The organism is Rhizobacter sp. P2_D12 (assembly GCF_056404395.1).
Map to the genome: position 1 here is coordinate 1 of NZ_JBFUEB010000004.1, position 25,649 is coordinate 25,649.

The 25,649-nt window shown below is 69.2% G+C and carries 28 protein-coding genes and 1 pseudogene; 15 read left to right on the plus strand and 14 right to left on the minus strand.

Annotated elements, in window-relative coordinates; translation table 11 throughout:
• From AC1DYN_RS01970 to AC1DYN_RS01990, 5 genes and pseudogenes are all read left to right on the plus strand, one after another.
• A pseudogene (locus AC1DYN_RS01970) lies at window positions 1-746 on the plus strand (RHS repeat domain-containing protein); the annotation flags it as partial.
• 14 nt (window positions 747-760) lie between these two features.
• The gene (locus AC1DYN_RS01975) at window positions 761-2,944 is read left to right on the plus strand and encodes an RHS repeat domain-containing protein (protein ID WP_477957417.1); all 2,184 of its coding nucleotides are present in this window, start codon (window positions 761-763) and stop codon (window positions 2,942-2,944) included.
• Window positions 2,944-3,276: an SEL1-like repeat protein gene (locus AC1DYN_RS01980; protein ID WP_477957418.1), complete on the plus strand. Its 333-nt coding sequence runs from the start codon at window positions 2,944-2,946 to the stop codon at window positions 3,274-3,276. The genes AC1DYN_RS01975 and AC1DYN_RS01980 overlap by 1 nt, the downstream gene beginning before the upstream one ends.
• A gap of 39 nt (window positions 3,277-3,315) precedes the next feature.
• Window positions 3,316-3,642 (plus strand): hypothetical protein, encoded by a 327-nt coding sequence (locus tag AC1DYN_RS01985; RefSeq protein ID WP_477957419.1) that lies wholly within the window; start codon window positions 3,316-3,318, stop codon window positions 3,640-3,642.
• A 19-nt stretch (window positions 3,643-3,661) separates the two neighbouring features.
• A complete protein-coding gene (locus AC1DYN_RS01990) occupies window positions 3,662-4,102 on the plus strand; it encodes a methyltransferase domain-containing protein (RefSeq protein ID WP_477957420.1) in 441 nt (146 codons plus the stop codon).
• Here the strand turns inward: AC1DYN_RS01990 and AC1DYN_RS01995 are convergent.
• The 11 genes from AC1DYN_RS01995 to AC1DYN_RS02045 form a co-directional block, all read right to left on the minus strand.
• Window positions 4,060-4,767: an alpha/beta fold hydrolase gene (locus AC1DYN_RS01995; protein WP_477957421.1), complete on the minus strand. Its 708-nt coding sequence runs from the start codon at window positions 4,765-4,767 to the stop codon at window positions 4,060-4,062. The genes AC1DYN_RS01990 and AC1DYN_RS01995 overlap by 43 nt on opposite strands.
• Complete coding sequence (locus AC1DYN_RS02000) at window positions 4,764-5,165, minus strand: DUF488 domain-containing protein (protein ID WP_477957422.1); 402 nt, start codon at window positions 5,163-5,165, stop codon at window positions 4,764-4,766. Before AC1DYN_RS02000 ends, AC1DYN_RS01995 begins: the two co-directional genes overlap by 4 nt.
• 10 nt (window positions 5,166-5,175) lie before the next feature.
• Complete coding sequence (locus AC1DYN_RS02005; RefSeq protein ID WP_477957423.1) at window positions 5,176-6,144, minus strand: TRAP transporter substrate-binding protein; 969 nt, start codon at window positions 6,142-6,144, stop codon at window positions 5,176-5,178.
• A gap of 96 nt (window positions 6,145-6,240) precedes the next feature.
• Window positions 6,241-7,812, minus strand: a complete 1,572-nt coding sequence (gene garD, locus AC1DYN_RS02010) for a galactarate dehydratase (protein ID WP_477957424.1) — start codon at window positions 7,810-7,812, stop codon at window positions 6,241-6,243.
• 16 nt (window positions 7,813-7,828) lie between these two features.
• Window positions 7,829-8,794 carry a tripartite tricarboxylate transporter substrate binding protein gene (locus AC1DYN_RS02015; protein WP_477957425.1) on the minus strand — a complete coding sequence of 322 codons (966 nt, stop codon included), beginning with the start codon at window positions 8,792-8,794 and terminating at the stop codon, window positions 7,829-7,831.
• 92 nt (window positions 8,795-8,886) lie between these two features.
• Window positions 8,887-9,975, minus strand: coding sequence for a porin (locus AC1DYN_RS02020; protein WP_477957426.1), 1,089 nt, complete (start codon window positions 9,973-9,975; stop codon window positions 8,887-8,889).
• Window positions 9,976-10,110: 135 nt separating this feature from the next.
• Window positions 10,111-11,388: a TRAP transporter large permease gene (locus AC1DYN_RS02025; RefSeq protein ID WP_477957427.1), complete on the minus strand. Its 1,278-nt coding sequence runs from the start codon at window positions 11,386-11,388 to the stop codon at window positions 10,111-10,113.
• Complete coding sequence (locus AC1DYN_RS02030; RefSeq protein ID WP_477957428.1) at window positions 11,379-11,867, minus strand: TRAP transporter small permease; 489 nt, start codon at window positions 11,865-11,867, stop codon at window positions 11,379-11,381. The genes AC1DYN_RS02025 and AC1DYN_RS02030 overlap by 10 nt, the downstream gene beginning before the upstream one ends.
• 3 nt (window positions 11,868-11,870) lie before the next feature.
• Window positions 11,871-12,845, minus strand: a complete 975-nt coding sequence (locus AC1DYN_RS02035; protein ID WP_477957429.1) for a TRAP transporter substrate-binding protein — start codon at window positions 12,843-12,845, stop codon at window positions 11,871-11,873.
• A 31-nt stretch (window positions 12,846-12,876) separates the two neighbouring features.
• Window positions 12,877-13,764, minus strand: coding sequence for an SMP-30/gluconolactonase/LRE family protein (locus AC1DYN_RS02040; protein WP_477957430.1), 888 nt, complete (start codon window positions 13,762-13,764; stop codon window positions 12,877-12,879).
• Complete coding sequence (locus AC1DYN_RS02045) at window positions 13,761-14,588, minus strand: NAD-dependent epimerase/dehydratase family protein (RefSeq protein ID WP_477957431.1); 828 nt, start codon at window positions 14,586-14,588, stop codon at window positions 13,761-13,763. Before AC1DYN_RS02045 ends, AC1DYN_RS02040 begins: the two co-directional genes overlap by 4 nt.
• A gap of 260 nt (window positions 14,589-14,848) precedes the next feature.
• Between AC1DYN_RS02045 and AC1DYN_RS02050 the strand changes: the two genes are divergently transcribed.
• The 4 genes from AC1DYN_RS02050 to AC1DYN_RS02065 all read left to right on the plus strand — a co-directional run bounded on the left by AC1DYN_RS02050 (window position 14,849) and on the right by AC1DYN_RS02065 (window position 19,295).
• A complete protein-coding gene (locus AC1DYN_RS02050) occupies window positions 14,849-15,613 on the plus strand; it encodes a FadR/GntR family transcriptional regulator (RefSeq protein WP_477957432.1) in 765 nt (254 codons plus the stop codon).
• Window positions 15,614-15,697: 84 nt separating this feature from the next.
• Entirely contained in the window at window positions 15,698-16,609 is a 912-nt protein-coding gene (kdgD, locus tag AC1DYN_RS02055) for a 5-dehydro-4-deoxyglucarate dehydratase (protein ID WP_477957433.1), read from the plus strand.
• A gap of 58 nt (window positions 16,610-16,667) precedes the next feature.
• On the plus strand, window positions 16,668-18,104 hold the full coding sequence (locus AC1DYN_RS02060) for an aldehyde dehydrogenase family protein (protein WP_477957434.1): 1,437 nt from the start codon (window positions 16,668-16,670) through the stop codon (window positions 18,102-18,104).
• Between the two features lie 150 nt (window positions 18,105-18,254).
• Complete coding sequence (locus tag AC1DYN_RS02065) at window positions 18,255-19,295, plus strand: HD-GYP domain-containing protein (protein ID WP_477957435.1); 1,041 nt, start codon at window positions 18,255-18,257, stop codon at window positions 19,293-19,295.
• Window positions 19,296-19,313: 18 nt separating this feature from the next.
• Here AC1DYN_RS02065 and gpmA read toward each other — a convergent pair whose 3' ends face one another.
• Window positions 19,314-20,060, minus strand: a complete 747-nt coding sequence (gene gpmA, locus AC1DYN_RS02070; protein ID WP_477957436.1) for a 2,3-diphosphoglycerate-dependent phosphoglycerate mutase — start codon at window positions 20,058-20,060, stop codon at window positions 19,314-19,316.
• Between the two features lie 102 nt (window positions 20,061-20,162).
• Here gpmA and AC1DYN_RS02075 point away from each other — a divergent pair, with 102 nt between their 5' ends.
• The 5 genes from AC1DYN_RS02075 to AC1DYN_RS02095 all read left to right on the plus strand — a co-directional run bounded on the left by AC1DYN_RS02075 (window position 20,163) and on the right by AC1DYN_RS02095 (window position 23,443).
• Window positions 20,163-20,573, plus strand: a complete 411-nt coding sequence (locus AC1DYN_RS02075) for a rhodanese-like domain-containing protein (protein ID WP_477957437.1) — start codon at window positions 20,163-20,165, stop codon at window positions 20,571-20,573.
• A gap of 19 nt (window positions 20,574-20,592) precedes the next feature.
• Window positions 20,593-20,859, plus strand: a complete 267-nt coding sequence (grxC, locus tag AC1DYN_RS02080) for a glutaredoxin 3 (RefSeq protein WP_477957438.1) — start codon at window positions 20,593-20,595, stop codon at window positions 20,857-20,859.
• 155 nt (window positions 20,860-21,014) lie between these two features.
• A complete protein-coding gene (gene secB / locus AC1DYN_RS02085; protein WP_477957439.1) occupies window positions 21,015-21,476 on the plus strand; it encodes a protein-export chaperone SecB in 462 nt (153 codons plus the stop codon).
• 7 nt (window positions 21,477-21,483) lie between these two features.
• On the plus strand, window positions 21,484-22,470 hold the full coding sequence (locus tag AC1DYN_RS02090) for an NAD(P)H-dependent glycerol-3-phosphate dehydrogenase (protein ID WP_477957440.1): 987 nt from the start codon (window positions 21,484-21,486) through the stop codon (window positions 22,468-22,470).
• Window positions 22,471-22,474: 4 nt separating this feature from the next.
• Window positions 22,475-23,443 (plus strand): Bug family tripartite tricarboxylate transporter substrate binding protein, encoded by a 969-nt coding sequence (locus tag AC1DYN_RS02095; protein ID WP_477957441.1) that lies wholly within the window; start codon window positions 22,475-22,477, stop codon window positions 23,441-23,443.
• On the opposite strand, the gene trmL is transcribed toward AC1DYN_RS02095, so the two are convergent.
• Together trmL and AC1DYN_RS02105 are read right to left on the minus strand one after the other, a co-directional pair.
• Window positions 23,444-23,914 carry a tRNA (uridine(34)/cytosine(34)/5-carboxymethylaminomethyluridine(34)-2'-O)-methyltransferase TrmL gene (gene trmL, locus AC1DYN_RS02100; protein WP_477957442.1) on the minus strand — a complete coding sequence of 157 codons (471 nt, stop codon included), beginning with the start codon at window positions 23,912-23,914 and terminating at the stop codon, window positions 23,444-23,446.
• 21 nt (window positions 23,915-23,935) lie between these two features.
• Window positions 23,936-24,619 carry a ComF family protein gene (locus AC1DYN_RS02105; RefSeq protein WP_477957443.1) on the minus strand — a complete coding sequence of 228 codons (684 nt, stop codon included), beginning with the start codon at window positions 24,617-24,619 and terminating at the stop codon, window positions 23,936-23,938.
• A 49-nt stretch (window positions 24,620-24,668) separates the two neighbouring features.
• On the opposite strand from AC1DYN_RS02105, the gene AC1DYN_RS02110 reads away from it, so the two are divergent.
• Window positions 24,669-25,583, plus strand: coding sequence for a class I SAM-dependent methyltransferase (locus AC1DYN_RS02110; protein WP_477957444.1), 915 nt, complete (start codon window positions 24,669-24,671; stop codon window positions 25,581-25,583).
• Window positions 25,584-25,649: the final 66 nt, after the last annotated feature.

The window sequence follows — 25,649 nt, forward strand, 5'->3', positions numbered from 1 at the left end:
GGCAGGTGCTGGATGCGAACGGCAACCCGGCGAGCCGGGATGGCTTCAACGGCAACGCCGCGGCCAACTGCGTGCCGGCAGGAACGCAGCTGCCGGACGGCAAGCCGCTGGCGCTGCTGTGCAAGCGCGGCGAGCAGGTCACGACCGATGCGGACGGGCACCTGGGCTTCGCGGCCAGCCTGCAACCCGGGGCAGCCACCCGCATCAGCACGTGGACGTACAACGAGCGGGGTCAGGTGCTGACGAGTCAAGGCACGCGCGCCGGCGACACGACGAACTCCACGTACTACTCCGACACGAACGCCGACCACACCATCGGCGACCTGGCAACGATCACCGATGCGCGCGGCAAGGTGACCACCTTCAACCGCTACAACCGCTACGGCCAGGTGCTGCAAAGCACAGGCCCCGACGGCGCGGTGACGCTCAACACCTACGACCTGCGCCAGCGCCTGACGTCAAGCAGCATGAACGGCCGCACGACGACCTACGACTATGACGCCGTGGGCCAACTGAAGAAGGTGACTCAACCCGACGGCACCTGGGTCGGCTTCGACTACGACGACGCTCACCGCCAGGTGGCCGCGTATGACGACGGCGGCAACCGCATCGACTACGTGCTCGACAACGCCGGCAACCAGACGAGCGCTTCGGCCCAGGACCCGAGTGGGGCCCTGAGGACGAACCTGGCCCGCGTGATGGACGCCTTGGGCCGCGCCCAGCGCGCGACCGGGCAGGAGGAATGAGCATGAGAACAAGCATGAAACCCCTGGCCGCAACGGCCCTGCTCGCCACGTTCGCCCACGTCGCTCACGCGCAAGGCCTGCCGCCTCCACCGGTCTCGCCCACCCCGGTGACGGAGTACGAATACGACGCCCAGGGCAACCGCACCAAGATCACCCGCGGCGCCGGCACGCTGAACCTGGTGACCCAGCTCGGCTACGACCCGCGGTCGCGCGTGAAGGAGCACACCGACCCGAAGAACGGCAAGACGAGCTTCCAGTACGACGGAGCTGATCGCACGACCCAGGTGACCGACCCGAGGAACCTGGTCACCCAGTACCCGCGCGACGGCTTCGGCAACGCCACCCAGCTGATCAGCCCCGACACCGGCATCTCGAACCAGACGTATGACGAAGCCGACAACCTGATCACCCGCACCGACAGCCGCGGCGTGCTGGCCACGTCCGAGTACGACGTGATCAACCGGCGCACCAGCACCGTCTTCACCAAAGCGGGGATGACCACCCAGGCCTTCACCTGGACCTACGACCAGACCGGTGGGATCTACGGTGCGGGCACCGATCACCTGACCAGCACCAGCTTCCCCGGCGGCAGCACCCAACACGGCTTCAACCTGAACGGCGAGATGGTCGTCGACATCCAGGTGGTCAATGCGGCCTCGGGGGTCAACGCTGCCGCGGTCACCAAGACCGTGAGCTACGGCCAGGATGTGGTGGGTCGGGTGGCGAGCATCACGTACCCGTCGGGCCGCAAATTGGGCATCACCTACGCGAACGGACGGCCCAAGACCATCACGCTCGCCCAGGACACCGGTAGTAGCCCGAACCCGCTGATCAGCCAGATCAAGTGGTTCCCGTTCGGCCCGGTGGAGAACTGGCAGTGGGCGATGGGCACCGGCCCGCAGGACCACGAGCGCGTCTATGACCTGAGCGTGCGCCTGGTGCGCCAGCGCCTGGGGGCGGTGTACCGCGACATCCGGTACGACGAGGCCAGCCGCGTCGTGAGCTTCACGCACCTGAACCCGGACGGCACGCCGCAGCCAGCGTTGGACCAGGGCTTCGGCTACGACGAGAACAGCCGCATCACCGGGATCACGACCGCCACGGCGAGCTGGGCGATCAGCTATGACCCCAACGGCAACCGCACCGGCGTGAGCCTGAACGGCAGCCCGAGCGTTTACACCACCGAGGCGACAAGCAACCGGCTCACCGGCATCACCAACCCGGCGCGCAGCTTCGGCTACGACAACGCCGGCAACACCATCACCGACTCGGCGAGCTACAGCGCCACCTACGACGCGAGCGGCCGGCTGGCCACGCTGACCAAGGGCGGCGTCACGACCACCTACACCTACAACGCCTTCGGGCAGCGGGTGCGCAAGGTCAGCAGCACGGGGCCCCAGAGCACGGTGATCTTCGTGTACGGCCAGCAGGGAGAGCTGCTCGGCGAGTACGACCACACGGGACAGGTGATCCGCGAGTACGCATGGCTGGGCAACGTCCCGATCGCGGTGTTCATGCCGGATCCGGCGAACCCGAACGGACAGCCGCTCGTGTACTACATCCACACCGATCATCTGAACACGCCGCGCGTCGTGGTGGACGTGAACGGCGCGACGCGCTGGACCTGGATCGCTGAGCCCTTCGGCACGACGGTACCCGACAGCAACCCGAGCGGGCTGGGCAGCTTCACCTTCAACCTGCGCTTCCCGGGGCAGTACGCGGATGCGGAGTCGGGGCTGTTCTACAACTACTTCCGAAGCTATGACTCGGGAATTGGGCGCTACAAGGAGAGTGACCCCATCGGGCTTGCCGGCGGCCTCAACACCTTCGCATATGTCGATGCGAATCCCCTTGCCGAAACAGACCCGATGGGTTTGGCTGGAGGACGAGGAGAGCGGGGAGCGACGGGCGGAGCTGGTGGCAAGAACACGGACAACCCATACAAACACTGCCGCGAGCTATCCCCGCCGGACGCCAAATTCGTGGAGTGCCGACACCATCAAACAGGTAAGTGGATCCGCAAACCGCGACCTCCAGAAATGCCGTTTCCCGACAACAAGACTCCGTCGGTCATGTGCGACCAGGGGTGTCAAGATACGATCTTGGTGATTGGCGTTGGTGTGGTCTGCGTTGCAGTGTGTATTCTGCAACCAGAGTTGTGCATACCTGCACTTGGAGCCGCTGCGGCCACACAATGATGAACGAGTCAGATCAATCCCGGGAACTCGACGAAATGTTCGTCGAGGCGAGCAATCTGCTTGAACAGGGGGAAGAGAAAGAGGCGTTCCGCCTTTTTCTCCGTGCTGCTGAGCAAGGGCATTCGCACTCACAGCACAACGTTGCGCTCCTTCTTGAGCTCGGTACCGGCGTGAAGGCCGACAAGTCAGCGGCCATCGGTTGGTATGTGCGCTCTTGGCGTCGGAACCCACAGATGAGCACGGCGGAGAACTTGTCACTGCTGTATGCTGAACTGGGGAGGCGGGAGCGGGCTCGATTCTGGGGGCGACGAGCCAAAGACTTTGGGCGCTAGGAGGGCGAGCTGCGTCTTACGCCGCCCTCCTGATCAGAAATGAACCCGTTTTCGCTTGAGTTGCACGACGCCCACCTCCTTGGCGTGAGCCTCGACCCGGTTCGTCGGACGGTGACGCTGACGGTGGGCGCCTATGAAGAACCCTCTGCGTCCGAGCGAGTCAAGCTTCAGATCCGGTTCGAGCACGTGGAGAGCGTCAACCTGTCCGCTGACCTGACTTCTCTCGCAGACAATTTCAAGGCGGGAAACATCAATTACTGGAACCCCGCCGTGTCGCCGCAATGCACCCATCTCCATCTTGCCGATGGCTACATCGTTGTGTCCGCTCAGACGATCGTCGTCACGCGAATAGGCGACGCCACCTGACAAGGGTCGCATTGATTCGATGACTGCATCCTTCTACGACCAGCTCGCCCCGTTCTACCACCTGCTCTACGGCGACTGGGAGCGTTCCGTGGCGCAGCAAGGCGAAGCCCTGGCCGATCTCCTGCATTCCGCTGGCGTGGAACCTGGCGAGCCGGTGCTCGATGCGGCCTGCGGGATCGGCACCCAAACCCTGGGCCTGCTGGCGCACGGCTGCAAGGTCACGGCGTCCGACATCTCCCCCGGGGCCATCGAACGACTGCGGACCGAACTCGCCCGTCGATCCGTGCAAGCAGCCACGCACGTCGATGATCTTCGAACGCTGGCGTGCACGGCCTCCGGATCGATGGCCGCCGTGATCGCTTGCGACAACAGCCTTCCGCATCTGCTGTCGGACGCTGAACTCGACGATGTGCTGTTTCAACCCGTGCTCTGGGCGCGCCGACCTTCGGACGCGAACTGACGGACGACGCGTGCCGCATCGTTCGGCGCACCTTGCAGCAGGAAGTGGGATGCGTCGATTTCGACATGCTGGCTGCGCGGTGCCAGGCGCATCACCAGTGCGCCTGCCGACCGGGGAACCACGCGATCCCGGGATGCCCGCAGGCAGAGCACCGGCACGCTGACCGTTTCGAGCTTGGCCGACACATCGACGCCCAGCACCGCGCGAAGCCGCGCCTTCAACGCCGCCGGCGACACCTGGCCGAGCGACCGCACCAGCGCATCGCGCAGCGCGGCCGTCGAGTCCCTCCCCAGCACCAGGTGCCCCAGCAGACGGACAGGCGCCAGCCGCACCGGCAGCCCATCGACCAGCCAACCCAGCCTGCCGAGCGCCGGCAGCGGGTTGCGCACGAAGCTGCAGCACAGCACCAGCCCGACCAGGCCGGGCGGCGCCGATGCGGCAATCGACACCGCGATCGGCCCCGAGAACGACTCTCCCAGCAGCACGAACGGCCCATCCTTCGGCAACGCTTCGCGCGCGATGCCCTCCAGCGCCTCGTAGCCCAGCGCCCGGTCGCCCGGGTACCGCACGACGACCACCTCGAACGCGCCATCGAGCGCTGCGATGAAGGGCGCGAACAGCTCGCCCGTCCCGTCCATCCCCGGCAACAGCACCAGCGTGATCACGACGCGCGCGCGTCCACCTTCGCCCCCGCCTCGCCCAGCAGCGCCCGCAGCAGGGACCGGTGGCAGCGCGCCTCGTCCTCGCAGTAGCAGCCCACCGCAAAGTCGCCGTGCTGCGACAAGGCGGCCAGTGCCGCCACCACGTGCGGTGCCTCGCCTTGCCCCATCTCCGTGCGGTACTTGCGCGCAAACTGCGTCCAGCGCGCCGGCGTGATCTCCTCGGCCTTGATCCACGCCATCAGCTCGGCACTCGGCGCCAGCGTCGGCAGCCACGCATCGTAGAAGTCGCGGCTCGCGAACTCGCTCTTCGGCACGCCGCGCGGCGGCCGGCGCACCGTCCCCAGCCGCACGCCCTCGCCGGGCTCGCGCGGGCTGCCGAGTCGAACGATGCGCACCGCCATCAGGCCTCTCCTAGTCGGAAATGATCGTGAACAACTCATCCCGCGTCTGCGGGTCGGCCATGTACTTCTGGTGCAGCGGCCGCATGCGCGCCACCAGCGGGCCGTGGTCGTTCATCGCGACGAATTGTGAGCCCTGTTTCGCGGCCGCCGCGCGCGCCTCCTCGACCCGCTGGTTCCACAGCTCGCGCATGCGCACCGCCGACTTGCGCCCCGCCTCCTGGAAGCGCTTCTGGTCGTCCGGCGACAGCTGCCCCCAGGCCTTGGTCGACATCACCAGCGCCTCCGGCGACACCGTGTGGTTCGACAGGTACATGAACTTCGCGATCTTCGAATGCCCGGCCGATTCGTACGACGGCAGGTTGTTCTCGGCGCAGTCGATGCGCCCGTCCTTCAGCGCGTCGGCCACCTCCTTGTAGGGCAGCACCACCGGCGTCGCGCCGAGCAGCTTCACCATCTCGATCGCGGTGTCCGACTGCTGCACCCGGATGCGCAGGCCGGTGAAATCCTGCGCCTGCCGGATCTGCTTGTTGACGCAGTAGAACGAGCGCGCGCCGCCGTCGTACCAGCCCAGCACCACATAGCCCGCCTCCTTCAGCTTGGCCTCGAAGCGCTCCCCCAGCTTGCCGTCGAGCTGGCGGAACATGTGCTTCGAATCGCGGAACAGGAAGGGCAGCGTCAGCGCCTTGGTGCTCGGCGCCGCCTCCGACAGCGGACCCAGGCTGAACTCCGCCAGGTCCAGCTCGCCGGCCTTCATCATCTGCACCGCCTTCGGCTGGTCGCCCAGGCCGGCGTTCGAGTACACCTTCACGTGGATGCGGTTCTGCGTCTCCTTGCCGACCTGGTCGGCAAAGTACGCCAGCGCTTCCGTCACCGGATACCCGTCGGGGTGGATGTTCCAGGCCCTCAGCTCCTGCGCGAACACCGGTTGAAGCAGGCACGACAAGGCACCCGCGCACAAGGCACGTCCAATCGCTCTCATCTCGTCTCCAGTCGTTGTACTTCTTGTTCCGCTTCCGGGCGGAAGCGGTTCCAGCATTCTGCGCGAAATGGGGGCCGGCTTCGTGCCTCGCTGCCCTCAGGTCACCGGCGCGGGATTGAACAGCACCAGCGCGTTGTGCAGCTTCCAGCGCTCGGCCCAGGTGCGGGTGCGCCCGCTGGCCACGTCCAGCATCAGCCGGAAGAGTTCCCAGCCCACGTCCTCGATCGTCGCGTCGCCGTCGGCGATGCGCCCGGCGTTGACGTCCATCAGGTCGTGCCAGCGCCGCGCCAGGTCGCTGCGCGTGGCCACCTTGATCACCGGGCATTCGGCCAGCCCGTACGGCGTGCCGCGGCCGGTCGTGAAGACGTGCAGGTTCATGCCGGCGGCCAGCTGCAGCGTGCCGCAGATGAAGTCGCTGGCCGGCGTGGCCGCATAGGTCAGCCCCTTGGTCGCGAGCTTCTCCCCCGGCGACAGCACGCCGGTGATGGCCGCGCTGCCGCTCTTGACGATCGAGCCCATGGCCTTCTCGACGATGTTCGACAGCCCGCCCTTCTTGTTGCCCGGCGTGGTGTTGGCGCTGCGGTCGACACGGCCCTTCTGCAGGTAGGCGTCGTACCAGGCCATCTCGCGCACCATCGCCTCGGCGATCTCGGGCGTCGCGGCGCGCGCGGTGAGCTGCGCGATGCCGTCGCGCACCTCGGTGGTCTCGGAGAACATCACGCTGGCCCCGGCCCGCACCAGCAGGTCGGTCGCGAAGCCGACCGCCGGGTTCGCCGTGACGCCGCTGAAGGCATCGCTGCCGCCGCACTGCACACCCACCACCAGCTCGCTGGCCGGGCAGGTCTCGCGCCGGCGGCGGTCCAGCCGCTCCAGGTGCGCGCGCGCCGTCGCCATGATCGAATCGATCATCGACATGAAGCCGACGTGCGCCTCGGCCTGCAGGCACACCACGTCCAGCGCCTCGGGCGCGCTGGCCGTGCCGCGCTCGTCGCGGATCGAGATCGTGCCCGGCGGCAGCAGCCGCTCCGGCTGCAGCTTCTCGCAGCCCAGGCTCACCACCATCACCTCGCCGCCGAAGTTCGGGTTCAGGCTGATGTTGCGCAGCGTGCGGATCGGGATCACCGCGTCCGGCGCGTCGATCGCCACGCCGCAGCCGTAGCTGTGCTCCAGCCCGACCACGTCGTCGACGTTCGGGTAGCGCGGCAACAGCTCGGCCTTGATGCGCTGCACCGCGAAGTCCACCACGCCGGCCACGCACTGCACCGTGGTCGTGATGGCCAGGATGTTGCGCGTGCCCACCGAACCGTCGGCGTTGCGGAAGCCTTCGAAGGTGTAGCCGTCCAGCGGCGGCAGGGCCGGCGCCGGCCGCGTGGCCATCGGCAGGCCGGTCAGCTCGCGCGCCTGCGGCATCTGCAGCAGCCGCTCGTGCACCCAGCTGCCGGCCGGGATGTCCCGGGCGGCCAGGCCGATGCTCACGTGGTAGCGCAGCACCGGCGTGCCGGCCGGCAGGTCGACCAGCGCCACCTTGTGGCCCTGCGGCACCGCCTCGCGCAGCACCAGCCCGCCATCGAGCACGGTGCCGGCGGGCAGCCCGCCGTCGTTGGCAACGATCGCGACGTTGTCGAGATCGTGCATGCGGATCGTCAACGGTTTGCGGGGCTCGCCCATCACCTGCTCCTTCTCGTCACGGCTTGACGTTGCCGTCTTTCACGATCTTCGCCCACTTGACCAGCTCGGCGCGGCCGAACGCGGCGAACTGCTCCGGCGTGTTCGGCGTGTACTGCAGGCCCAGCGCCTCCATCTTCGCCTTCACCTCGGGCATCACGATGATCTTGGCGACTTCGGCGTTGATGCGCTTGACGATGGCCGGCGGCGTGCCGGCCGGCGCATAGAAGGCCTGCCAGCTGGCGACGTCGAAGCCGGCCACGCCGGCCTCCTGCAGCGTCGGCACGTCGGGCAGCGCGATGCTGCGCTTGGCCGAGGTCACCGCCAGCGCGCGCACCTTGCCGCTCTGCACGTAGGGCAGGGCCACCGTCACCGTCTCGAAGCTCATCGGGATCTGGTTGCCGATCACGTCCTGGATGGCCGGCGCGCTGCCCTTGTACGGCACGTGCGTCAGCTCGGCGCCGGTCAGCAGTTTGAAGGTCTCGCCCGACATGTGCTGCGAGCTGCCCTGGCCGGACGAAGCGAACGCGATGTCGCCGGGCTTGGCCTTGGCCGCGGCGACCAGTTCCTTCACCGTCTTGTAGGGCTGCTCGGTGGCGACCAGCAGCACGTTCGAGATGCTGCCCAGCAGGATCACCGGCGCGAAATCCTTCGCGGCGTCGTACGGCATCTTCGGCTGCAGCACCGGGTTGATCGCGTGGCTCGCGATGGTGCCGAGCAGGAAGGTGTAGCCATCGGGCGGCGACTTGGCCACCGAGTCGGCGCCGATCACGCCGCCGGCGCCGGCCTTGTTCTCGATCAGCACGGTCTGCTTCAGCGCGACCTGCAGCTTCTCGCCCAGCAGCCGCGCCAGGATGTCCGAGGTGCCGCCGGCCGCGAAGGGCACGACGATGCGCACCGGCTTGGCCGGCCAGGCCTCCTCGGCGTGGGCGCCCGCGGCAGCGCAGGCGGCCAGCAGGGCAAGCAGGGTTCGGCGAGCGATCATGGAATGTCTCCTCAAATGCCGGAAGCTGGAACGTTACGCCTGTCGCCAGGCGCGCGCAGGGCATTCCGGCGAATGCCCTGCGCGCTGCACGATCAGAAGGCCATGCGGATGCCGGCCTGGATCACGCGCTGCTCGGTGATGTAGTCCTTCAGGTCGCCGGTCGCGAACGACGCGCCGGCATAGAGATAGGTGTTCTTCGACAGCCCGTAGCGCCCGGTGGCCGCAGCCTTGCCCAGCGTCGCGCTCTGGCCGCTCGCGCTCTCGTACTTCACGCCCGAGTAGTTGACGCCCCAGGTCATGAAGCCGACCGGGATCTCGACCCCCAGCGTGTAGCCGTTGATCTTCGACGCGGTGAACGTGCCGCCGCCGCTGGTCACCGCCAGGTTGGCGCCGGTGAAGGCACCGTTGCCGGCGGTGGTGGTCAGCTCGCTGTCGCGCTGGATGCCGCCGAGCAGCTTGACCGGGCCGAAGTTGTAGTTCGCACCGATCGTCAGCGACTTGTTGGTGTTGTCGCCGGTCGTGCGCGACTTGTTCCACTCGTACGACAGCGCAACGTTGGCCGCACCCTGCGCGAGGGCCAGCTTCACGCCGTGGAAGCGGTCGGCCGTGCCTTCGCCCGGGGCCACCTGCGCCGCCGCGTAGAAGCCGCCCAGCGTCGGCGTCTGGTACTGCACGATGTTGTTGGCGCGCGGCGCGTTCAGCCAGAACGGCAGCGCCTTGCCCATGTTGGTGACGCCCGTGCCCTGGTTGTTCACGGCGGCATTGCCGAACGGGTTGGTCAGGCCCATCACCGAGTCTTCCAGGATGTACTGGCGGCCCAGGCGCAGCTCGCCGGCCGAGGCCGAGCCGAGCGCGATGAAGGCCTGGCGGCCGAAGGCGAGCCCGCCCTGGCCCAGCGTGCCGGCGTCGGCGTTCAGGCCGGCCTCCAGCACGACGGAGCTGCGCAGCCCGCCGCCCAGGTCTTCATTGACGCGGATGCCCCAGCGCGATCCGTTCAGCCCGTTGACGACGCCGTCGTTCATCTTCGTGACGCTCTGGCCGCCGGCCTGGTCGCCGGCCTTGTACTGGCTGATGTTGACGTCGACCAGCCCGTACAGCGTGACGCTGGACGTGCTTTGCGCCTGGGCGGCGGCGCCGGTCAACCCGAGCAGCACGGCGGCTGCGATGGCGGTTCTCCTCATGTCTCTCTCCTCGTTGGTGTGTGTCGATCTTTGTCTGGCCAGGGGGAACTCGCCGTCCTCGGGGCGAGCGAATCCCTTCGCGCCATGGCCATGGCGCGTCGGGGGTGGATCAGGGGCGGGGCTGGCTCGCGGGTGTTACAGCAGGCCCGGCAGCCACAGCGAGAACGCGGGCACGTAGGTGACCAGCAGCAGCGCCGCGATCAGCGCGCCGTAGAACGGCCAGATGGTCTTCATCACGGTGCCGACCGAGACGCCGCCGATCGCGCAGCCGACGAACTGCGTCGTGCCCACCGGCGGCGTGTTCAGCCCGAGCGCGCAGTTGATCAGCATCACCATGCCGAACTGGATCTCGCTCATGCCGTAGTGCTGGCAGATCGGCAGGAAGATCGGCGTGCACACCAGGATGGTGGCGGCCATGTCCAGGAAGGTGCCGAGCAGGAACAGGATGATGTTGACCAGCAGGAAGATCAGCCACGGGCTGGTCGTCACCGCCGACAGCGCCTGCCCGGTCAGCGCCGGCACCTCGTACAGGCTGATGATGTAGCCGAACGAGGCCGAGATGCCGATCAGCAGCAGCACGACGCCGGTGGTCTTCACCGCCTTCGCGGCCGCCTTCAGGAACTGCTCCCATTTGAGCGTGCGATACACCACCACGCTCAGGATCAGCGCGTACAGCACCGCCACCGCCGCCGATTCGGTTGCAGTGAACACGCCCGACAGGATGCCGCCCAGGATCAGCACCACGACGAACAGCCCCGGCAGCGAGGCCGCGAAGGTGCGCGCGACGATGCTCCAGCCCGGGAAGGTGCCGGCCGGGTAGCCGCGCTTGACGGCCACCAGGTAGGCGGCGGCCAGGTTGCACAGCGTCAGCACCAGCGCCGGGATCAGGCCGGCCAGGATCAGCTTGGCGATCGACACCTTGCCGCCCGCGGCCAGCGTGTAGATGATCATGTTGTGGCTGGTGGGCATCAGCGCGCCCACCAGCGCCGCATGGGTCGTCACGTTGACCGCGTAGTCGGCGTGGTAGCCCTGCTTCTTCATCATCGGGATCATCACCGCGCCCATCGCCGACACGTCGGCCACCGGCGAGCCGGAGACGCCGCCGAACAGCGTGCAGGCCACGACGTTCGACATGCCCAGCCCGCCGCGGATGTGCCCGACCGCGGCGTTCGCGAAGTTGACGATCTTGTCGGCGATGCCGCCGTAGAGCATCAGCTCGCCGGCGAAGATGAAGAACGGGATCGCGAGGAACGAGAACACGTTCATGCCCGAGGTCATCTGCTGGAAGATGACCGCCATCGGCAGCCCTTCGTACAGGATGGTCGCGAGCGCCGACAGCCCGATCGAGAACGCCACCGGGACGCCGAGGATCAGCAGCCCGAAGAACGTGATGCAAAGAATCGTCAGTGCCATGCCGGCTCCACTTCCACGCCGCGCAGCAGGGCCACGATGTGTTCGATCGAGAAAAGGATGATGAGGGCGCCGGCCGCGACGAAGGGCACGTAGCGCCAGGACTCGGAGATGCCCAGCGTCGGGATCATGTAGCCGCGCACCGAGTCGAACATCAGCGCGCAGTTCCAGGCCATCAGCCCGCCGAACAGCATCGTCAGCAGGTGGATCAGGATCTCCATCGGCATCTTGGCCTTCTCGGGCAGGATGAAGCTGAGCAGCTCCATGCCGATGTGGCCCGCATCGCGCACGCCGACGGCGCACCCGAGCATGGTCACGTACAGCACCAGCACCAGGGCCAGGCTCTCGGCCCAGGTGGGGGTGCTGTTCAGCACGTAGCGGCCGAACACCTGGTACAGCACCGCCGCGAGCAGCAGCACCAGGCCGGCCACGCCGAGCCGCAGGCAGGCCTTGGCAATGGCCGCGCAGAGTTGGGTGAACATCGCTTACTTGGTGTCCTGGATGCGCTTGACGAGGTCCTTCAGCTTCGGGTCGGCCAGGAACTTGTCATACACGGGCTTCATGGCGGCCTGGAACGAGGCCTTGTCGACCTCGATGATCTGCGAGCCGGCGGCCTTCACGGTGGCGAGCGACTTCTCTTCGCGCTCGTCCCACAGCTTGCGCATGTAGGGCACCGATTCCTTCGCGGCCTGGCGGATCGCCTTCTGGTCTTCCGGGCTCAGCGCGTCGAACACCTTCTTCGAGAACAGCAGCATCTCGGGCGCCATCGAGTGCTCGGTCTTCGAGTAGTACTTGGCCACCTCGAACTGGCGCGAGCTCTCGTACGACGGGAAGTTGTTCTCGGCGCCGTCGACCAGGCCGGTCTTCAGCGCGGTGTAGACCTCGCCGAAGGGCATCGGCGTCGCGTTCGCGCCCATCGCCTCGAGCAGCGAGACCCACAGGTCCGACTGCTGCACGCGGATCTTCAGGCCCTTGGCGTCGGCCAGCGTCTTGATCGGCTTCTTGACGGTATACATCGAGCGCGCGCCGCTGTCGTAGTAGGCCAGGCCGATGAAGCCCTGGGCCTCGCAGCTCTTCAGGATCTCCTCGCCGATCGGGCCGTCGAGCACCGCGCGCATGTGTTCCTTCGAGCGGAACAGGAAAGGCATCGTCGGCACCACGGTGGCCGGGCAGATGTTGTTCATCGGCGCGATGTTCACGCGCGTCATCGGGATCGCACCGATCTTGGTCTGCTCGATGGTGTCCTTCTCGGCACCGAGCGCGCCGTTGTTGAACACCTTGATGCTGTGCTTGCCGTTGGTCAGCTTCGACAGCGTCTGGCCCATCTGCTTGACGGCCAGCACGGTCGGGTAGTCGTCCGGGTGGATGTCGGTGGAGCGGAATTCGGTCGCCTGCGCGGTGCCGAAGGCGGCGAGGCCGGCCAGGGCCAGCGCGGCGGCGAGGGTGCGGGGTGTTTTCATGGTTTGTCTCCTGGTGAACAAGTCGTGCGGATCAGAAAGCGAAGGCGGCCTCGGGCAGGCCGGTCACGCCGGGCTCGGTGACGAAGACCGAGCCGTCGGGCGCATCGCCGGCCGCCGCGGGCAGCCGGATCGAGGTGATGAACAGGTGGCGCAGCTGCGGGCCGCCGAAGGCGCACATGGCGGGCTTGGGCACCGGCACGCGCAGCGAGCGGTCGAGCCGGCCATCGGGCGCGAAGCGGTGCACCAGGCCGGCGTCGTTGGCGCAGATCCAGTAGCCGCCGTCGGCATCCACCGCGGCGCCGTCGGGGCGGCCGGGGTGGCGGTTCATGTCGACGAACTCGCGGCGGTTCGTCGGCGTGCCGTCGGCGTCGAGGTCGAAGGCCCAGATGCGGCGCACGCTGGGGTGCGAGTCGGACAGGTACATGACCTCGCCGCGCGGGCTGAAGGCCAGGCCGTTGCCGGTGATCAGGCCCGACACGACGGGCGCCGACAGGCCGCTCCCGTCGAGCCGGAACAGCGCGCCGAACGGCGACGCGAGCGACATGTCGCGCACCATCGTGCTGGCCCAGAARCGGCCCTGGCGGTCGCAGCGSCCGTCGTTGAARCGCATGCCGTCGCGCGGATGCGTGATGGCGGCAACGAGGTCGGACTGCAGCGTACCCGCCTCGCCCAGGCGCAGGTGGAAAACGCCGCTTTCCATCGCCGCGAGCAGCCCGCCGCGCGCATGCAGCGCGATGCAGGCCACGCGCTCGGCGCAGGCCCAGCTGTCGACGCGGCGCGCCGCCCAGTCGAAGCGCCGCACCTGGCGGCCCTCGATGTCGACCCAGTACAGGGCCTGCTCGGCCACCGACCACAGCGGGCTTTCGCCGACCTGGTCCAGCGAGGCGTCGAGCCGGTCCATGCGCAGCGTCGCGATCATTCGAACGGGCCGGTGCGCACGAACGCGCCGCCCTGGTACAGCACGGCCGGGTCGTTGAAGTCGAGCACCGGCTGGCGGGCCTCGACCGCGGCGCGGAACGGCTCGGAGCTGTCCTGCGGCACGTAGCCCAGGTGCTTGGCCCTGGTGTTGTCCCACCACTGCGTGCGGTTGTTCGACATGCCGTAGACCACGCTGTAGCCGACCAGCGGCGCGGTCAGGCACGACATCACCAGCCGCTCCAGGTCGTCGAAGCTCATCCAGGTGGCCAGCATGCGGCGGTCCTTCGGCTCCGGGAAGGACGAGCCGATGCGCAGGCAGGCCGTCTCGATGCCGTGGCGGTCGAAGTAGAAGCGCGCCAGGCTCTCGCCGAAGGCCTTGCTGACGCCGTACAGGCCGTCCGGGCGCACCGGCGCATCGGCATCGATCACCTCGTCCTGCCGGTAGAAGCCGGTGACGTGGTTGGAGCTGGCGAACAGCACGCGCCTGACGCCATGCTTGCGCGCCGCTTCGTACAGGTTGTAGGTGCCGACGATGTTGGCCTGCAGGATCGGCTCGAAGGCCGCCTCGACCGACACGCCGCCCAGGTGGATCACCGCATCGACGCCTTCGAGCAGGCCGTGCACCGCGGCGGCATCCTGCAGCGGCACCTGGCTCAGCTCTTCGCCGGCGGCGGCCGTGCCCAGCTCGGCCAGGTCGGACAGGCGCAGCACGTCGCAGTAGGCCTTCAGGCGGGGGCGCAGCACGCGGCCCAGGCCTCCGGCGGCGCCGGTCAGCAGCAGGCGCTTGAAGCGCAGGGAAGTGGTGGAAGTCGGCGGGGTCGTCATCGGGAGAGTCTTTCACGGACCGACCGCGGTGGGGCGCTGCCGGCAACAGGTACGTCATCAGTTGTCGTACAACATGCCGAATGATTGGTGAGGGGCAGGGGGCTTGTCAAGCCAACGGAATGAGGGTAATCCCGAGGCGCGCATACGTCGTGGCGCTGGCAAACGATGGCGTGGACCACGTACATTGTTGTACGACGACAAAGGCGCCGAGCGCCTGTCATCCGGTGCCGTACATTTAAAACCCTGCCAGCGACTCCACCATGACGCGTCCGATGCCTGCCACGCCCGCCCCAGCTGCGTTCGACCTGCCGCGCCGCCGTCCGCGCAGCCTGGCCGTCGGCCTGGTCGAGACGCTGAGCGCGCGCATCCGCGACGACGTGATGCGTCCGGGCGACAAGCTGCCCACCGAGGCCGCCATCATGGACGAGTTCGGTGTCAGCCGCACCGTGGTGCGCGAGGCGCTGTCGAAGCTGCAGGCCGGCGGGCTGGTCGAGACGCGGCACGGCGTGGGCACCTTCGTCGTCGGCACCGGCGGCACGCAGAATTTCCGCATCGATCCGGAGCAGATCGCCACCGCGCGCGAGGTCATCGCGGTGCTCGACCTGCGCATCGGCCTGGAGGCCGAGGCGGCCGGCCTGGCCGCGGTGCGCCGCACCGACGCCAACATCGACGTGATGCGCAGCGCGCTGGCCGCCTTCGCGCTGGCCATCGAGCAGGACGGCGACGCGATCGCGCCCGATTTCCAGCTGCACATGGAGATTGCACGCGCCACGCAGAACGTGCACTTCGTCGAGCTGATGACCTACCTCGGCACGATGATCATCCCGCGCGCCCGGCTGAACACCGCCAAGGTGGCCGGCGAAGGGCGGCGCGAGTACCTGCAGCGCGTCAACGTCGAGCACGAGAGCATCGTCAACGCGATCGCCGGCCGCGACCCCGAAGCCGCCCGTGCGGCCATGCGCACGCACCTGGCCAACAGCCGCGAACGCCTGCGCCGCGCTGACAGCAGCGCCGCGACACCCTAAGATAAATCGATACACCGCCTCTTGAATCTGCTGCGGTCATGTTGTACGATGACTGACAACTGAAGAACTTCAACGGAGACGCGCATGTCACCCCAGGAACTCAAAACCACCATTTCGTCGGGTCTGCTGTCGTTCCCGGTGACCGACTTCGACGCCGATGGCAACTTCCGCCCGTCGACCTACGCGAAGCGCCTCGAGTGGCTGGCGCCGTACGGTGCGACGGCGCTGTTCGCGGCCGGCGGCACCGGCGAGTTCTTCTCGCTGGTCGGCGAGGAATACAGCCGGGTCATCCAGGTCGCGGTCGACACCTGCAAGCACAGCGTGCCCATCATTGCCGGCACCGGCGGCCCGACCCGCCAGGCGATCGCGATGGCGCAGGAGGCCGAGCGCCTGGGCGCCAAGGGCCTGCTGCTGCTGCCGCACTACCTGACCGAAGCCGGGCAGGCGGGTCTGGTGGCGCATGTCGAGGCGGTGTGCAAGTCGGTGAAGATCGGCGTGATCGTCTACAACCGCGCGGTGTGCAAGCTCAGCGCCGCCAGCCTGCAGCAGCTGGCCGACCGCTGCCCGAACCTGGTCGGCTTCAAGGACGGCGTCGGCGAGATCGAGGCGATGGTGACGGTGCGCCAGAAGTTGGGCGACCGCTTCGCCTACCTGGGCGGGCTGCCGACGGCCGAGGTCTATGCCGCGGCCTACAAGGCGCTGGGCGTGCCGGTGTACTCGTCGGCGGTGTTCAACTTCGTGCCGAAGACCGCGATGCAGTTCTACCACGCCGTGGCCGCCGACGACCGTGCGACGCAGAGCCGGCTGATCGACGAGTTCTTCCTGCCGTATCTCGACATCCGCAACCGCCAGGCGGGCTATGCGGTCAGCATCATCAAGGCCGGCGCGACGCTGGTCGGCCACCCGGCCGGGCCGGTGCGCCCGCCGCTGACGGACCTGAGCGGCGAAGAGGTCGAGATGTTGTCGGCCTTGATCAAGCGCCTCGGGCCGCAGTAGGGATTCGCCGCGGGCCGGCCGAGCGCCGGCCCATGTACTCATTGGACGAGGGGCAGACATGTCCGAGCATCTGAACTACATCAACGGTGCGTGGGTCGCAGGCACGCGCTTCGCCCCCAACATCAACCCGTCGGACCTGGCCGACACCGTCGGGCAGTACGCCAGCGCCAGCGCCGCGCAGGTCGGCGAGGCGGTGCAGGCTGCACGCGCCGCCGCGCCGGGTTGGGCTGCGTTCAGCGTGCAGGCGCGCGCCGACGCGCTGGACCGCATCGGCACCGAGATCCTCGCGCGCCGCGAGGAGCTGGGCACGCTGCTGTCGCGCGAAGAGGGCAAGACCCGGCCCGAAGGCATTGGCGAGGCCACGCGCGCCGGCAACATCTTCAAGTTCTTCGCCGGCGAGTGCCTGCGCACGCCGGGCGAGCTGCTGCCGTCGGTGCGGCCGAACATCGGCGTCGAGATCACGCGCGAGCCGGTCGGCGTGGTCGGCATCATCAGCCCGTGGAACTTCCCGATCGCGATCCCCGCGTGGAAGATCGCGCCGGCGCTGGCCTACGGCAACTGCGTGGTGTTCAAGCCGGCCGACCTGGTGCCGGGCTCGTCGTGGGCGCTGGCGGAAATCATCTCGCGCGCCGGCCTGCCGGTCGGCGTGTTCAACCTGGTGATGGGCGCGGGCCGCGAGGTCGGCCAAGCGATCGTCGACCATGCCGGCATCGATGCGATCAGCTTCACCGGTTCGCAAGGCGTCGGCCAGCAGGTCGCGCAGGCGGCCGTGGCGCGCGGCGCCAAGGTGCAGCTGGAGATGGGCGGCAAGAACCCGCAGGTGGTGCTGGACGACGCCGACCTGAAGCAGGCGGTCGAGCTGTGCGCGCAGAGCGCGTTCTTCTCGACCGGGCAGCGTTGCACCGCGTCGAGCCGGCTGATCGTGACGGCCGGCATCCACGACCGGTTCGTCGAGGCCCTGGCCGAGCGCGTGCGCGGGCTGAAGGTCGGCCATGCGCTGGCGGCCGGCATCGACATCGGCCCGGTGGTGTCGAAGGCGCAGCTGGAACAGGACGAGCGCTACATCGAGATCGGCCAGGGCGAGGGCGCGCGCCTCGTGGCCGGCGGCCAGCGCGTGAAGGCCGAGACCGACGGCTTCTACCTCGCGCCGGCGCTGTTCGTCGACTCGACGCCGAAGATGAAGATCAACCGCGACGAGATCTTCGGCCCGGTGGCATCGGTGATCCGCGTGAAGGACTACGACGAGGCACTCGCGGTGTCGAACGACACGCCGTTCGGCCTGTCGGCCGGCATCGCGACCAGCTCGCTGAAGTATGCGACGCACTTCAAGCGCCACGCGCAGGCCGGCATGGTGATGGTCAACCTGCCGACCGCGGGCGTCGACTACCACGTGCCGTTCGGCGGTCGCAAGGGCTCGAGCTACGGGCCGCGCGAGCAGGGCAGCTACGCGCGCGAGTTCTACACGGTGGTGAAGACCGCCTACATCGGCACCTGAGAGGCACCTGACGACTGTCCCCTGTGCCCTCCGTCCGGCTGCGCCGACAACGCAGCAAGTGCGGAGGTCGCGATGGAGTTGCTCAGGTTGGTTCAGTCCCAGGTTCGCCTGGGTGCGCCGCTCCCCTGGGGCGTGCGGGACGAGGCAGGCGTGCTGTTGCTGGCACGCGGCCATGTGTTCATCGACGAGGCCCAGATGCAGGCGCTGCTGCGCCGCGGCGCCTATGTCGACCTCGAAGAGGTGAAGGCCGCCGCGCGCGCCGAGCAGCAGGTCGCGGCGCGCCCGGCCGACTTGTTCGAGCAGTGGGACAAGATGCTGTGGCGCATCGACCGGCTGCTGAAGAGCATCGGCGAAGCGGGCTTCGCGGCGCGTGCCGCCGACGTCGCCGCGCGCCTGGTGGCGCTCATCGACCGCGATCCCGACATCGGCATCTTCCTGTCGATCCGCAAGGACAAGCCGCGGTTCACGCTGTACGGCCTGACGCATTCGCTGCACACCGCGCTGCTGGCCTGCCTGATGGCGCGGCGGCTGGGCTGGGCGGCCGAGCGCACGCTGACGCTGGTGAAGGCGGCGCTGACGATGAACGTCGGCATCCTGGAACTGCAGGGCCGGCTGGCGGCGCAGGGCGTGCCGGCCATGCCGCCGCAGCTCGACCAGGTGGGCGGGCACCCGCAGCAGGGCGTGGCGATGTTGCAGGCGGCCGGCGTCGACGATGCCGAGTGGCTGCAGGCGGTGGCCGAGCACCACGAACGGCCGGGCGGTGGCGGCTACCCGCAGGGCCTGGCCCAGCCGTGCGAGATGGCGCGGGCGCTGCGGCTGGCCGACATCTTCATGGCGCGCATCACGCCGCGCGTCTCGCGGCCGGCCATCAGCACGCAGGACGCGGCGCGCGACCTGTTCAAGGAGGATGGCGGCGGGCCGCTCGCGATGGCCATCATCAAGGAGCTGGGCATCTATCCGCCCGGGGACTTCGTGCAGCTCAAGAGCGGCGAACGCGCGGTGGTGGTGCGCCGCGGCGACAGCGCACGCACGCCGATCGCGGCCAGCATCACCGACAAGAGCGGCATGCCGGTGGTGCACACCACGCAGCGCGACACCGCGTGCGAGGGCTATGCGATCGTCGCGACGCTGCCCGACAGCCCGTTGGTGGCGCGCATGCTGCCGGAGCGGCTGTACGGGCTGCCGGCCTGACGGCGGGCGGCCCGGGCCTCAGGCCTTCTTGCCCTGGTTGGCGACGGCCGCGGCCGCCTTGGCCGCCGCTTCCGCATCGCCCAGGTAGTAGCTCTTGATCGGCTTCAGGTCGGCATCCAGTTCGTAGACCAGCGGGATGCCGTTCGGGATGTTGACGCCGACGATGTCGGCATCGGCGATGTTGTCGAGGTATTTCACCAGCGCGCGGATGCTGTTGCCGTGGGCGGCGATCACGATGCGCTTGCCCGCCTTGATGGCCGGCGCGACGCTGTCGTTCCAGAATGGCAGCACGCGGGCGACGGTGTCCTTCAGGCATTCGGTGAGCGGCACGTCCTCGGGCTTCAGCTTCGCGTAGCGGATGTCCTGGCGCTGGCCGCGCGGGTCGTTCGCGTCGAGCGCGGGCGGCGGCGTGTCGTAGCTGCGGCGCCAGATCAGCACCTGCTCGTCGCCGTACTGCTTGGCCATGTCGGCCTTGTTCAGGCCCTGCAGCGCGCCGTAGTGGYGCTCGTTCAGCCGCCAGCTGTGCACCACGGGCAGCCAGGTGCGGTCCATCTGGTCGAGCGCATGCCACAGCGTCCAGACGGCGCGCTTGAGCACCGAGGTGTAGGCGACGTCGAAGTCGTAGCCCTCGGCCTTCAGCAGCCGGCCGGCCTCCCGGGCCTGCTCGACGCCGGTGGCGGTGAGGTCGACGTCGGTCCAGCCGGTGAAGCGGTTCTCCAGGTTCCAGGTCGATTCGCCGTGGCGGATGAGCACGAGTTTGTACATGGCGGGCGCGTGGTTGGGTGCTGCGGGGTGAAAAGGCGGCCCCGGGAGGCCGAGCGGCGAATTCTATAATTCGCGATTGCCTTCCAACCCTGGGCCACGCCTGTGAAATTCGTTCTCGACAACTGGTATCTGTTCGCGGTGGCCCTGGTCTCCGGTGGCCTGCTGCTGTGGCCGCTGCTGCGCCGCGGGGCCCAGTCCGGCGCGCTGACCACCGCCGAAGCCGTGCACCTGATCAACCGCGAGAAGGCGGTGCTGATCGACGTCAGCGAGGCCGAGGAATACGCCGCCGGCCATGCCGCCGGGGCCAAGAACGTGCCGCTGGCACAAATCGAGACCTCCAACGCGCTGCCCAAGAACAAGGCCTTGCCGCTGGTGGTGCTGTGCCCGAGCGGCGCACGCGCCACGCGGGCCATCGCTATCCTTCGCAAGGCCGGCTACGAGAACGCGCGGGCGCTGGCCGGTGGCCTGAAGGCGTGGCGCGAGGCGAACCTGCCGGTCGAGAAATCGGCCTGAAACCCGTTGGAGTGAAGTGATGCAAGCGGTGAAGATGTACACCTCGATGGTGTGCCCCTACTGCCAGCGCGCCAAGCAGTTGCTGAAGTCGCGCGGCGTCGACCAGATCGACGAGGTGCGCGTGGACCTGCAGCCCGCGCTGCGCGACGAGATGATCGAGCTGACGGGCCGGCGCACGGTGCCGCAGATCTTCATCGGCAGCACCCACGTCGGCGGCTGCGACGACCTGATCGCGCTCGACCAGCGCGGCGGCCTCGCGCCGCTGCTCTCGGCGGCGGCCCGCTGACGCGGCCGACGCACCGCCCGCCGATCCCGCGTCCACACCAGGCGTTTCAATTTCCGCCCGGCGCGTCGGACATAATCCGCGCCGCAGCCCGTGCGTCCTGCGTGCGGGCTTTCGTCCATCTGCAGTTCCCGTCTTTTGCCCATCGCGAGATCACCATGTCCGACGACACCCAGACCCCCGTGTTCCAGATCCAGCGCCTGTACCTCAAGGACATGTCGCTCGAGCAGCCGAACTCGCCGCAGATCCTGCTGGAACAGACCGCCCCGCAGGTCGACATCAACCTGGGCCTGGCCGCCGAGCCGGTGGCCGACGGCATCTACGAGGTGAGCGTGACCGCCACCGTGACGACCAAGGTGAACGACAAGACGCTGTTCCTGGTCGAGGCCAAGCAGGCCGGCATCTTCGAGATCCGCAACATCCCCGAAGAGCAGCTGCAGCCGATCATCGGCATCGCCTGCCCGCAGATCATCTACCCGTACCTGCGTGCCGTGGTGTCCGACATCTGCACGCGCGCCGGCTTCCCGCCGGTGCTGCTGGCCGAGGTGAACTTCCAGGCCATGTTCGAGGCGCAACAGCAGCAGGCCGCCAACGGCTCGGCCGCTCCCGCCATCAACTGAAACCCCGATGAAGCTGACCGTCCTCGGCGCCGGCGCCTGGGGCACGGCGCTGGCCGCGAGCACGGCCGCGCGGCACGACACCCGGCTGTGGGTGCGCGACGCGCAGCAGTGCGAGCGCCTGCAGACGCTGCGCGAGAACCAGCGCTACCTGCCCGGCGTCCCGCTGCCGGCGGCGTTGCAGCTGTCGGCCGATTTCGACAGCAGCGTCGAGCATGCGCGCGGCGGCCTGCTCGTCATCGCCACGCCGATGGCCGGCCTGGCCGAGGTGCTGCGCCGCCTGCCCGCCGACGCGAGCGGCGTGCTGTGGCTGTGCAAGGGCTTCCAGGACGGCACCGGCTGGCTCGGCCACGAGGTCGCGCGGGCGGTGCGCCCGGCCGACCCGCGCGTCGGCGTGCTGTCCGGCCCGAGCTTCGCGCTCGAGGTCGCACAGGGCCGGCCGGCGGCGCTGGTCGCGGCCAGTGCCGACGACGCGCTGTGCGAACTGGCGGTCGAGGCCTTCCACAGCGACAGCCTGCGCATCTATGCGTCGAACGACGTGATGGGCGTCGAGGTCGGCGGCGCGCTGAAGAACGTGATGGCCATCGCCACCGGCATCGCCGACGGCATGCGCCTCGGGCTGAATGCACGCGCCGCGCTGATCACGCGCGGGCTGGCCGAGATGACGCGGCTGGGCGTCGCGCTCGGCGCCCGGCCCGACACCTTCATGGGCCTGTCCGGCCTGGGCGACCTGGTGCTCACCGCTACCGGCGACCTGTCGCGCAACCGCAAGGTGGGCCTGCGGCTGGCCGAGGGCCGCCCGCTGCCGCAGATCCTGTCCGAGCTGGGCCACGTGGCCGAAGGCGTGGCCTGCGCCGCGACGGTGCTGCGCCGGGCCCGCGCCCGCGCGGTCGACATGCCGATCACCGAGGCGGTGGTGGGCGTGCTGGAAGGACGCTGGACGCCGGCCCAGGCGATCCAGGAACTGATGTCGCGCGATGCGCGCCGCGAGAGCTGAACCGATGACGATGCAACGCCGAACCCTGCTGGCCGCCGCGGCGCTGGCCGCCGCCCTGCCGACGCAGGCCCAGTCCTGGCCGGCGCGGCCGATCCGCCTGGTGGTGCCGTTCCCGCCCGGCAGTTCGCCGGACATCATCGCGCGCCTGCTGGCCGAGCCGCTCGCGCATGCGCTCGGCCAGGCCGTCGTCGTCGACAACAAGCCGGGTGCCGGCGGCAACCTGGGCACCGGGGTCGCCGCGAAGGCCGAACCCGACGGCTACACCTTCCTGTTCACGATCCAGGGCCCGCTGGTCACCGCACCGCTGTTGTCGAAAAGCCTGGGCTACGATCCGCTGAAGGACCTGGTGCCGGTGACGCTGGTGGCGACCTCGCCGAACGTGCTGGTGGTCGACCCGAAGCTGGGCGTCGAGACGCTGGCCGACTTCGTGCGCGTCGCGAAGGCGAAGAAGGGCCAGCTGAACTACGGCAGCGTCGGCAACGGCAGCGCGGCGCATCTCGCGATGGAGTCGTTCAAGAGCCGCGCCGGGCTGGACATCGTGCACGTGCCGTACCAGGGCTTCCCGCAGGTCGTCAACGCGATCCTGGCCGGCCAGGTGCAGGCCGGCTTCATGGTGCCGGGCATCGCGATCGGGCAGGTCAAGGCGGGCAAGCTGAAGGCACTGGGCGTCACGACGCTGGGCCGCTTCGGCGCGCTGGCCGAGATGCCGACCTTCGTCGAGCAGGGCTACCCCGGCTTCGAGGCGATCTCGTGGCAGGCGGTGCTGGCGCCGGCCCGCACGCCGCAGGCGGTGGTCGACCGGATGTCGGCCGAGCTGGTGCGCATCATCAAGACCGACGACGTGCGGGGGAAGATCCTCGCGCAGTACTTCAGCGCCGCCGGCACCGCGCCCGAGGCCCTGGCCAGCCTGATGAAGACCGAGCGCGAGCGCTGGGGCAAGGTCATCAAGTCGGCGGGTGTGCAGCCCGAATAGTCAGCCGCCGCCGGCGTAGCCGTTCTGCCGCCAGGCCTCGAACACCGCGACTGCGACCGCATTGCTCAGGTTCAGGCTGCGCTGCCCCGCGCGCAGCGGCAGGCGCACCCGCTGCTCCAGCGGAAACCGCTCCCGCAACTGCGGCGCCAATCCGGCGGTCTCCGACCCGAACACCAGCCAGTCCCCGGCCTGCCATTCGACCTGCGAGAACGGCCGGCTGCCGCGCGTCGTGAACGCGAACAACCGCGCCGGGTCGGGCTGCACGGCGTCGACGAAGGCCTGCCAGTCGGCATGGCGGCGCACCGGCGCGTACTCGTGGTAGTCGAGGCCCGCGCGCCTGAGCAGCCGGTCTTCCATCGAGAAACCCAGCGGCTCGATCAGGTGCAGCGCGCAACCGGTGTTGGCCGCGAGCCGGATCACGTTGCCGGTGTTCGGCGGGATCTCCGGCTGGACGAGGACGATGTTGAACATGGGGCGAGATTGTCGCGGAGCTCAGTCGCCGCGTGACGGACGCGGCGTGCGCGCCACCACCCAGGCCTCGACGCGGGCCGCGCCGGCCTGCTTCAGCACGCGCGCCAGTTCGCCCAAGGTCGCGCCGCTGGTCATCACGTCGTCGATCAGTGCGACGTGGCGGCCGCGCAGTTCGGCGCGGCGCAACGGTTCGACCGCGAAGGCGCCGCGCACGTTGGCGGCCCGGCGGTCGAGCGGCAGGGCCAGCTGGTGCGGCGTGGCCCGCGTGCGCAGCAGCAGTCCGGCATCCGCCTTGCCGCCGACCAGCTGCGCCAGCCGGCGCGCCAGCTCCCAGGCCTGGTTGAAGCCCCGCTCGCGCAGCCGTTCAACGGCCAGCGGCACCGGCAGCAACAGCTCGGGCCGACGCGAGGGATCGCGTGCGCGCGCCGCCTGGATGCGACCGGCCAGCGCATCGGCCAGGTCGAGCGCGCCGTGGAACTTGAACTGCGTCACCAGCGCCGCCCACGGATGGGCATAGTCCGCCCCGGCGAAGGCGGCGTCGAAGGGCGGTGGTGCCAGCACGCAGGCGCCGCACACCGCGACGCCCGGCGGCACCTCGAGCGCGCAACGCCCGCAGCGCGGCGCGGCGTCCGAGAAGCGCCGCACGCAGCGCCCGCACACGCGCGCCGTGTCCCAGCCGCGGCACACCGCGCACAGCGAGGGCATGTGGCGAAGCAGGCGCGTGAAGATCACCGGCTCAATATACTGCCCGCCGATGAGCGATTCCCCTGCGGCCGCAACCTCTCGACGCTTCGACCGCGCGGTCGTCGTGCGCGCGCTGCGCCGCCTGGCCGATGCGCCGCAGGCGCCGTGGCTGCACGGCGAGATCGCGCGCCGCATGGCCGAGCGCCTGGCCATCGTGCGCAAGCAGCCGGAAGCGATCGCCGACTGGTGGAGCTTCGGCGGCGCCGGCGCCGAACACCTGGCGCGCGCCTACCCCGGCGCACGCCGCATCGCGGTCGAGCCGACGCCCGCCTTGCGCGCGCGCAGCGAGCAGGAGGCGAAGGCGCCCTGGTGGTCGCCCCGGCGCTGGCAGGGCGCGCCGGTGACCGTGGTCGCCGCCGACCAGGTCGAGCCCGGCAGCGTGCAGCTGGTCTGGGCCAACATGATGCTGCAGGCGGTGTTCGATCCGCCGGTGGTGCTTGCGCAGTGGCAGCGGGCGCTGGCGGTCGACGGCTTCGCGATGTTCTCCTGCCTCGGCCCGGACACGCTGCGCGAGCTGCGCGCGCTGTACCAGCGCCTGGGCTGGCCCACGCCGGCCGCCGACTTCGTCGACATGCACGACCTGGGCGACATGCTGGTGCGCGMCGGTTTCGCCGACCCGGTGATGGACCAGGAAACCCTCACGCTGACCTGGGCCAGCCCGCAGGCGCTGCTGGCCGAACTGCGCAGCCTGGGCGGCAACGCCGCGCCGGAGCGCTTCGCCGGGCTGCGCACGCCGCGCTGGCGCGAGCGGCTGCTGGACGCGCTGGCTGGCCTGGCCGGGCCGGACGGGCGCATCGCGATGAGTTTCGAGGTGGCCTACGGCCATGCGTTCAAGGCGCCGCCGCGCGTGCCGCTGGCGGCGCAGGCGACCGTGTCGCTGGACGACATGCGTGCACTGGTGCGCGCCCGCCCGGGTTCAGGCTGAGCGGCTTGCCGCACCGGCCTGCGCTAAACTCGCGGGCTTGAAAAATGCGGATTCGTCCGGGGGCGT

What these genes read in the sequence shown, in the direction of transcription:
- AC1DYN_RS02025 (WP_477957427.1), bottom strand. Translation starts at nt 11,388, where the DNA reads ATGGCACTGACGATTCTTTGCATCACGTTCTTCGGGCTGCTGATCCTC.
- AC1DYN_RS02050 (WP_477957432.1), top strand. Translation starts at nt 14,849, where the DNA reads ATGACGCGTCCGATGCCTGCCACGCCCGCCCCAGCTGCGTTCGACCTG.
- AC1DYN_RS02060 (WP_477957434.1), top strand. Translation starts at nt 16,668, where the DNA reads ATGTCCGAGCATCTGAACTACATCAACGGTGCGTGGGTCGCAGGCACG.
- AC1DYN_RS01985 (WP_477957419.1), top strand. Translation starts at nt 3,316, where the DNA reads ATGAACCCGTTTTCGCTTGAGTTGCACGACGCCCACCTCCTTGGCGTG.
- AC1DYN_RS02030 (WP_477957428.1), bottom strand. Translation starts at nt 11,867, where the DNA reads ATGTTCACCCAACTCTGCGCGGCCATTGCCAAGGCCTGCCTGCGGCTC.
- AC1DYN_RS02090 (WP_477957440.1), top strand. Translation starts at nt 21,484, where the DNA reads ATGAAGCTGACCGTCCTCGGCGCCGGCGCCTGGGGCACGGCGCTGGCC.
- AC1DYN_RS02045 (WP_477957431.1), bottom strand. Translation starts at nt 14,588, where the DNA reads ATGACGACCCCGCCGACTTCCACCACTTCCCTGCGCTTCAAGCGCCTG.
- AC1DYN_RS01980 (WP_477957418.1), top strand. Translation starts at nt 2,944, where the DNA reads ATGAACGAGTCAGATCAATCCCGGGAACTCGACGAAATGTTCGTCGAG.
- trmL (WP_477957442.1), bottom strand. Translation starts at nt 23,914, where the DNA reads ATGTTCAACATCGTCCTCGTCCAGCCGGAGATCCCGCCGAACACCGGC.
- secB (WP_477957439.1), top strand. Translation starts at nt 21,015, where the DNA reads ATGTCCGACGACACCCAGACCCCCGTGTTCCAGATCCAGCGCCTGTAC.
- AC1DYN_RS02105 (WP_477957443.1), bottom strand. Translation starts at nt 24,619, where the DNA reads ATGCCCTCGCTGTGCGCGGTGTGCCGCGGCTGGGACACGGCGCGCGTG.
- AC1DYN_RS02015 (WP_477957425.1), bottom strand. Translation starts at nt 8,794, where the DNA reads ATGATCGCTCGCCGAACCCTGCTTGCCCTGCTGGCCGCCTGCGCTGCC.
- AC1DYN_RS02095 (WP_477957441.1), top strand. Translation starts at nt 22,475, where the DNA reads ATGACGATGCAACGCCGAACCCTGCTGGCCGCCGCGGCGCTGGCCGCC.
- grxC (WP_477957438.1), top strand. Translation starts at nt 20,593, where the DNA reads ATGCAAGCGGTGAAGATGTACACCTCGATGGTGTGCCCCTACTGCCAG.
- AC1DYN_RS02020 (WP_477957426.1), bottom strand. Translation starts at nt 9,975, where the DNA reads ATGAGGAGAACCGCCATCGCAGCCGCCGTGCTGCTCGGGTTGACCGGC.
- AC1DYN_RS02000 (WP_477957422.1), bottom strand. Translation starts at nt 5,165, where the DNA reads ATGGCGGTGCGCATCGTTCGACTCGGCAGCCCGCGCGAGCCCGGCGAG.
- AC1DYN_RS02005 (WP_477957423.1), bottom strand. Translation starts at nt 6,144, where the DNA reads ATGAGAGCGATTGGACGTGCCTTGTGCGCGGGTGCCTTGTCGTGCCTG.
- AC1DYN_RS01975 (WP_477957417.1), top strand. Translation starts at nt 761, where the DNA reads ATGAAACCCCTGGCCGCAACGGCCCTGCTCGCCACGTTCGCCCACGTC.
- kdgD (WP_477957433.1), top strand. Translation starts at nt 15,698, where the DNA reads ATGTCACCCCAGGAACTCAAAACCACCATTTCGTCGGGTCTGCTGTCG.
- AC1DYN_RS02035 (WP_477957429.1), bottom strand. Translation starts at nt 12,845, where the DNA reads ATGAAAACACCCCGCACCCTCGCCGCCGCGCTGGCCCTGGCCGGCCTC.
- garD (WP_477957424.1), bottom strand. Translation starts at nt 7,812, where the DNA reads ATGGGCGAGCCCCGCAAACCGTTGACGATCCGCATGCACGATCTCGAC.
- AC1DYN_RS01990 (WP_477957420.1), top strand. Translation starts at nt 3,662, where the DNA reads ATGACTGCATCCTTCTACGACCAGCTCGCCCCGTTCTACCACCTGCTC.